The sequence below is a fragment of the Pseudomaricurvus albidus genome (genome assembly GCF_018863235.1).
GTDB classification, from domain to species: Bacteria; Pseudomonadota; Gammaproteobacteria; order Pseudomonadales; family Cellvibrionaceae; genus Pseudomaricurvus; species Pseudomaricurvus albidus.
In genome coordinates this window covers 1-4,976 of sequence record NZ_JAHKRS010000020.1, presented here as the reverse complement: position 1 = coordinate 4,976, position 4,976 = coordinate 1, and the positions used below count along the sequence as shown (strand labels likewise).

Below are 4,976 nucleotides of genomic sequence, written 5' to 3'. Positions count from 1 at the left end.
AATAATGAGGAATTTGCGCGCAAATGTCATCTGGGTCAGTGTGACTACACAAAGACCGAATAGATATATGCAGTCGAATGTGGTTTTATCTTGATTACCTTGCAAACCGAGGAGAGTCCATAGATAAAGCTGTTATATCTTCCTCAAGAACGGAGTCCTGCATGGAATACACCGCTGACTATTTTCTAAATGAAATATATGATCTTGAATCTTCGGGTATGCTCTCAGATTTGGCGCTAAGCCCGAGCCTTTTTACTCATTTCATTGCGTTTGACGAGGATGACCGTGAAAACGCATTGTCCTACATAATTTCGGTGCTGGATGAATGCTATAAGTCTGGCCATTTGCGAGTTGCAATTTCTCACAATGATCAAGAACTATATGGTTATGCCATGCTCTTTGTGCATCCAGACCCTAAGTTTCCAAAGTATCTCCACAAAATATATGTAAAAGAAGAATTCCGTGGGCATGGTATAGGTGAGCAAATACTAACGTCTCTTGCAGAAAATGAACCCAAGATCTGTCTGCTCTGTCCTTCAGACAAAGTAGCCTTCTATGAAAAGTACGGTTTTCACTTCACACAACCCTTTGATATTCCCGATGATGAAAACTTTCAGTTGTCTAAAGGGCTATATTCTGAGTTGTGCGTCATGAACAACCATAATGAAACACTTGGCGCCCCAATATTTTTCCTCAATGATAGAGATATTAAGAATATTGTTGGCATATAAAATATAACAAAGTGCTGTAGTCGCTGCGCTGTGACCTCCGTTTCGCTGGCGCTCCACTGCGGCCCCTAAGCACGGCGATGCAAAAAACATACAAAGGAATGAATATGTCAGTTGTAAAGAAAGAATTAATAAAAGAGTTTGAATACGAAATTGATGGGTTAGAACATCCAGTAAAAGGATATGTTTACCTAACTAACGAAATCGATCATCTTCCATATCGTTGGGAAATTAGCCACTATTGTCGCCCTCATAAAGACGCCGCGACTGTATATCGTCCATCACGTCGTCATGCAGAAACAGCTGAAGAAGCAGAATATTTACTCAATATGTATGCTTCAAATTTCACAAATATCGATGTTGTCCCTGCATAACAAGTTGCCGTTGTCGCCAAACGAAAAGACGTTTGGCTGGGACGGCTCCACTGCGTTGCGCCGCCCCAAAGCAAGGCGTTAGGGATCTGAAGTGAAACCGGAAGACTTAGAGTATTTCAGCAAGTTCCTTAAAGAGTTTCAGGCGGAGACGGATCGCGGCGCTGCATTAGTCGGTGCTGCTTTACTTGATGAACAGCTCCTTGAGCTCCTAAAGAGCCATCTTCTATAGAAAAAGCAATCTAAAGAGCTTCTTGAAGGAGGAACTGCACCACTTGGCACTTTCAGCGCCAGAATTAAAGCCAGCTATTGCCTAGGGCTGATCACTGATTTAGAACATAAAGAGTTACAACTAATTCGCAAGGTGCGTAACGAGTTCGCACATCATGTTCACGGTATAAGCTTCGGAGATGATGCGATTACTGCTTTATGCAATAACTTCTACGATCGAATGCCGGATGCAAAAGAGAAGGGAATTCCTCGTGATGCACGTACTCGCTACATCGATTCAGTCATTTTCACATCCTTGGCGCTATGGTATCGACCTCAGCATGCGGAAAAATACAAGGCAGAGCAACGTGAGTGGCCTTATTAAACCCATCCCTAACAAGCGCAAGCACTCGGATCAATGATCTTGCCCCGATTTAACGGACACCAAAGTCAAACTGACAAGGTGTCCGATGCCAAAATATACAATGCCAAGAAAAACCTGGCAGTATTCGAATGAGTTTAAAGTCAAAGCGGTTCAGTTGAGCTTAATGAATGGGATTCAGGTGCAGGAAATTGCAGCCACTCACGACATACATCCCTTTATGCTGTCACGATGGCGAAAAGAATACCGTGAAGGGAAGATTGTGGCTGACAAAGGGAAGAAACTCACTGAAGTATCCAGCAAGCAAGAGAAAGAGATTTCTAAGGTAAAGAAGCTGGAGGCAGAAAATAAGAAACTTAAGCAGGAGCTTGACCTGTTAAAAAAGTGGCAACGGTTTCTTGCGGAGGAACATCAGCAAGATATCGATTCATCCAGAGATTTGGACAAGAACTAGGTATCAAGCGAACCTGTGAGTGGTTGGGCGTATCGCGTAGTGGTTACTACGACTGGCTTAGGAGGGAGCCATCAGCACGTCAGCATAGCGACAAAGACCTGAAGATTCTGATTAAGGCCATATCGGATGAAGCTAAAGGACGCTATGGTAGTCCTAGGATCTGGAAGGCGCTGTATATACTGGGTTACTACGTCAGCCGAAAGCGTGTTGCGCGATTGATGTGCGAGATGGGCCTTATTGCCAGAGTAACCAGGGTAACCTACAGAGCACCTGGCATGAGGCGGTTCCTGGCATCTGGAGAGAATCTGAGGCCAGATGGCGCTGTACCGGAAAAGAAAGACCAGGTATGGGTTGCGGATGTCACTTACTTAAAGGTAAAGCAGCAGTGGCATTATCTGTCAGCGATCATGGATCTTCACTCACGAAGAATTGTTGGGTGGAGTCTAGATACAAAGAGAGCGACAGAGGTTACAGGACGAACGCTTGCGGCTGCAATGCGGAAGCGTAATCCGGAAGTAGGGTTAATGCTACATACAGATCGTGGCGTGGAGTACAGGGGTTCTGAGTATCAGAAGGATCTTAAGCAATATGGTAATCTTCATAGCTTAAGTCGCCCAGGAAAATGTACAGACAATGCGCACATGGAATCATTCTTCCATTCACTTAAGGCAGAACTGATTCGTGGTACGACATTTCAATCTACAGATGAACTGAAGTATGCTTTGGCCTGTTACATCAATGATTTTTATAATAGGAAACGGCTGCATTCATCGATCGGGTATTGCTCACCGATGGAATATGAACGAATAGCAGTATGAAAATGAACGTGTCCGTTTTATCGGGGCAAGATCACAATCGTGGTTTAGGCTCTCTTCGGAGTGAATAACTGGGACAGCAGTGACTCAAAGCTATTTAGTTGGGGGTATGAACTTTCTTACTGTGAAAACTTCAGCATAGAAAATAATGATTTTTCATACGCGGGTGTCCCTGGCGACCTATCACCACTAAGGCAGAAAATAATCTTCTCTAGTGAGATCGAAGATGAGACGAGAGTAATCGTTTTTGATTCTGCGCTTGAAAACCACCCCAACAAAGACGAGATCTACGGGTTTAGTGGGTCAGAAAAGCCTGAGCTCGAGAATCACCACGGACAAGCATATTTTGTTACTGAGTTAGCCACTTATACGAACTTAAGGTATATAGAAGAAAAGGATGGTTATTATCATTTTAAGCTTCCTTTTGATCACCCTGGTCATGAACACTTTAAAGGGGGTAGCGGCGCCCCAATCGTTGATACAGAACTAAGATCTGTGGCGCTTGTGTGCAGAGGGGATATAGATACTAACTCTATATATGCAATTCCGTTATCCCGTTTTAAAGTGCTTCTAGATATTGAAGCTGGGGCTATTCAGGAGGTCCCAGCGTAACAAGCCTGCCAGAGGGCCTATTCGATTCTTGTTTGACCTTGCTTATCTAGGCCTCATTAGATTCCATTTCTTAGTCTGCTCAGGTGCAGAAGTGCTCTTTTCCTTAGGGTCGTTGACAGATGCGGAATTGGCGCTTTCATCGCCAGTTTTCATTTGCAAATTTGAGTTAACTGATGCAGATGATTGACCACTGGAATCAAGATTTATAGATCCTGGCAACGATAGCGATGGAAGCTCGGGCAGAGATACAGCTGGAAGGCTAGGAATTGCTAGCCCACCTAACCCTAAACCTCCACCTCCGCCTGATTCCTGCCAACCTTCCTGCTTGCCAGAAGGGGAGGCGTCACTTTCGTCGAGATTAGGTGAGCCCGAATGGTTACCTTGACCTGGCGTAGTGTTAATCCCGGTGTTGGCGCCTTCTGTAGATATATCAGTGGAGCCATTACCCGAAATCCCGTTGTCATTAGGTGATTCTTCACCCTTTATCGGATTCTCGGAAGGGGGCTCATCAGCACTCGAGACGTCTGAACCGGAAGGTAAAAGCTTTAGATCGGCCTTTTTATGAGCGCTTTGCTCGCTAATTGCACTCTCGTTGGAGGGGTTAGTTTCAAGAGGGGGCTTCGCCTTAAACTCATTTATAGGACTAGGCGATAAGGATGCTTCTATACCATGTGTGATCTGTGTATCATTTTCCTCTTTTGCATCTTGATCTTCTTCCTCTTTTTGGGGTTGAGGTGTTCGGATCGAAGTGTCTGTATATGGTTGGAAACCAGTAGAGCAGCCATTTACTAGCAGCAATAAAACCAAAAAATGACTTTTGTTAATTCGCATCACGCAGGACCCAACCGACAAGGATATAGCAGTATGAACTCAGCTGATCACTCTATCGATATTGATAGCGCTCTTCAACCGATCTCGGATGAAAGAGAAAAAATCGGGAGGCTATTGTATCGATTCGCGTGGGCAATTGAGATTTTCGCGGTAATTATTGGTTTAGCGATCGCCCTTATGCAGGGCTTATCCTCGGCTCAGGAAATGACTGCCGACAATCCGATTCTCGGTTTAAGTGGCTGGACCAATATTCTAATCGCTTCAGTTCCATTTGTAATGGTTGCGGTTGTCGAGTTAACAAAGATTCCCTTTGTAGGTGCTTTCTATAAAACAAGCAGTTTGATTTGGAAAAGCGTTTTTGGATTAAGCTTAGTATTTATTGCATTTATCACTTTTGAATCAGCGATGAATGGATTTGAACGGAATTTTCACTCACTTATTTATTCCGCAGTTTCAAGTAATAACTGCAATTCCGTTACGCAGCGAGCAAATCCACTCGCTGCCCCATAAATAATTCGTTTGGTGATCGACAGCCCCTTGTCTTTCTGGGACGATTGTTCAGCCGATCCATTA

General features: G+C 44.2%; 6 protein-coding genes and 1 pseudogene. 6 read left to right on the top strand and 1 reads right to left on the bottom strand.

What is annotated here, in order from left to right; genetic code table 11:
- Positions 1–161 precede the first annotated feature (161 nt).
- The 5 genes and pseudogenes from KOI40_RS18210 to KOI40_RS18190 all read left to right on the top strand — a co-directional run bounded on the left by KOI40_RS18210 (position 162) and on the right by KOI40_RS18190 (position 3,572).
- Positions 162–731, top strand: coding sequence for a GNAT family N-acetyltransferase (locus KOI40_RS18210; protein WP_216098970.1), 570 nt, complete (start codon positions 162–164; stop codon positions 729–731).
- Positions 732–835: 104 nt separating this feature from the next.
- Positions 836–1,102: a hypothetical protein gene (locus KOI40_RS18205; protein ID WP_216098969.1), complete on the top strand. Its 267-nt coding sequence runs from the start codon at positions 836–838 to the stop codon at positions 1,100–1,102.
- A 271-nt stretch (positions 1,103–1,373) separates the two neighbouring features.
- Positions 1,374–1,694 (top strand): annotated as a pseudogene (locus KOI40_RS18965) (hypothetical protein); the annotation flags it as partial.
- Between the two features lie 85 nt (positions 1,695–1,779).
- Positions 1,780–2,963, top strand: a protein-coding gene (locus KOI40_RS18195; protein WP_216098968.1) for an IS3 family transposase whose coding sequence is annotated in 2 segments (ribosomal slippage) — positions 1,780–2,068 and positions 2,068–2,963 — 1,185 coding nt in all. Because the reading frame shifts where the segments join, the coding sequence is not laid out codon by codon here.
- Positions 2,964–3,023: 60 nt separating this feature from the next.
- Positions 3,024–3,572 (top strand): hypothetical protein, encoded by a 549-nt coding sequence (locus tag KOI40_RS18190; RefSeq protein ID WP_216098967.1) that lies wholly within the window; start codon positions 3,024–3,026, stop codon positions 3,570–3,572.
- 42 nt (positions 3,573–3,614) lie between these two features.
- Here KOI40_RS18190 and KOI40_RS18185 read toward each other — a convergent pair whose 3' ends face one another.
- Positions 3,615–4,403, bottom strand: coding sequence for a hypothetical protein (locus KOI40_RS18185; protein WP_216098966.1), 789 nt, complete (start codon positions 4,401–4,403; stop codon positions 3,615–3,617).
- Between the two features lie 33 nt (positions 4,404–4,436).
- Here KOI40_RS18185 and KOI40_RS18180 point away from each other — a divergent pair, with 33 nt between their 5' ends.
- Positions 4,437–4,913 carry a hypothetical protein gene (locus tag KOI40_RS18180; protein ID WP_216098965.1) on the top strand — a complete coding sequence of 159 codons (477 nt, stop codon included), beginning with the start codon at positions 4,437–4,439 and terminating at the stop codon, positions 4,911–4,913.
- The last annotated feature ends 63 nt before the right edge of the window (positions 4,914–4,976 follow it).

Bases quoted from the DNA above. Each gene is read 5' to 3' on its own strand.
- KOI40_RS18210 (WP_216098970.1), top strand. From the start codon at position 162: ATGGAATACACCGCTGACTATTTTCTAAATGAAATATATGATCTTGAA.
- KOI40_RS18205 (WP_216098969.1), top strand. From the start codon at position 836: ATGTCAGTTGTAAAGAAAGAATTAATAAAAGAGTTTGAATACGAAATT.
- KOI40_RS18185 (WP_216098966.1), bottom strand. From the start codon at position 4,403: ATGCGAATTAACAAAAGTCATTTTTTGGTTTTATTGCTGCTAGTAAAT.
- KOI40_RS18180 (WP_216098965.1), top strand. From the start codon at position 4,437: ATGAACTCAGCTGATCACTCTATCGATATTGATAGCGCTCTTCAACCG.